This is a genomic window from Caballeronia terrestris (assembly GCF_001544515.1).
Lineage (GTDB): Bacteria > Pseudomonadota > Gammaproteobacteria > Burkholderiales > Burkholderiaceae > Caballeronia > Caballeronia terrestris.
On record NZ_FCOL02000442.1, the window covers coordinates 1 to 1,237 of the forward strand.

Annotated in this window: 1 protein-coding gene and 1 other annotated feature; the gene reads right to left on the reverse strand. The window is 61.6% G+C overall.

Going from position 1 to position 1,237, the window contains the following annotated elements; translation table 11 throughout:
• Positions 1–1,231, reverse strand: a protein-coding gene (locus tag AWB67_RS38125) for an IS3 family transposase (protein WP_235025607.1) whose coding sequence is annotated in 2 segments (ribosomal slippage) — positions 1–916 and positions 916–1,231 — 1,232 coding nt annotated over the 2 segments. Because the reading frame shifts where the segments join, the coding sequence is not laid out codon by codon here. This gene is flagged as partial in the annotation.
• Positions 813–929, reverse strand: a sequence feature (AL1L pseudoknot). (Overlaps the previous gene by 117 nt.)
• Positions 1,232–1,237: the final 6 nt, after the last annotated feature.

A 1,237-nucleotide genomic window follows, 5' to 3' on the forward strand; every position in this document is an offset into this window, starting at 1 on the left:
CGCGCGGATAGCACCAGATTCCGATTGTAAGCTTCCTCTGCCTCTGCGGGCGACACGTACCCAAGCGGGCCGAGCAACCGATGGTGGTTGTACCAGTGCACCCATTCGAGCGTGGCGAGTTCGACATCCTGGAGCGTACGCCATGAACGCCGATGTACAACTTCGGCCTTGTACAGTCCGTTGATCGTTTCCGCCAGCGCATTGTCGTAGGAATCGCCAACGCTGCCGGCTGACGGTTGCACGCCAGCATCCACCAAACGTTCGGTGTACCGAATGCTGAGATATTGCGACCCGTGATCGGAATGATGAATGAGCCCGGGCGGCGGCTGGCGATCATGTAACGCCTGGTTCAGCGCGTCCAGCACGAAATCAGTCCTCATCGATGTCGACACGCGCCAACCGACGATACGGCGCGCAAACACATCGGTCACGAAAGCCACGTAGACAAAGCCCGACCATGTCCAGCAATAGGTAAAATCCGCGACCCACAGCGCGTTTGGCCGGTCGGCCCGGAACTGACGTTTGACCCGGTCCAGCGGGCACGGCACTGCATCGTCGCGCTGCGTCGTCTTGATCCGGCGCCCACGACGAACACCTTCGAGGCCCATCATCCTCATCAGGCGCGCAACCGTGCAGCGCGCGACCTTCACGCCATCGCGCAGCAACTGACGCCAGACCTTGCGCACACCATACACGCCGAAGTTCTCGTCCCAGACCGCCCGAATGAGGGCCTTCAGTTCAGCATCGCGACGCACTCGCGTTGGCCATTGCTCCGGATCGCTGCGCCGCCCGGCGTGCCAGTAATACGTCGACGGCGCGATCGGCAGCAGGCGGCAGATCGGCTCGACACCGTAGACGTCGCGATGCTCGTCGATGAACGCGATCATGGCTTCGATCGGCGGTCGAGCTCCGCCTGCGCGAAATATGCCGAGGCCTTGCGAAGGATCTCGTTAGCGGTGCGCAATTCACGATTTTCGCGCTCCAGTTCCTTCAGGCGCGCCAGCTCGGAGCTCGTCGCGCCTGATCGTTGGCCACGGTCGCGTTCAGCCTGAATGATCCAGTTGCGAAGCGTCTCGCGCGACATCCCCATCTTCGAGGCGATTGAGCGGATCGCCGCTCCCTGCGTTTCATACTCGTGCTGGTGCTCAAGCACCATCCGGATTGCCCGCTCCCGGACCTCATCCGAATATCGCCTTCCGGTGGGCTTCCTTGCCTTGCTTTCGTTTTCCATACTCCA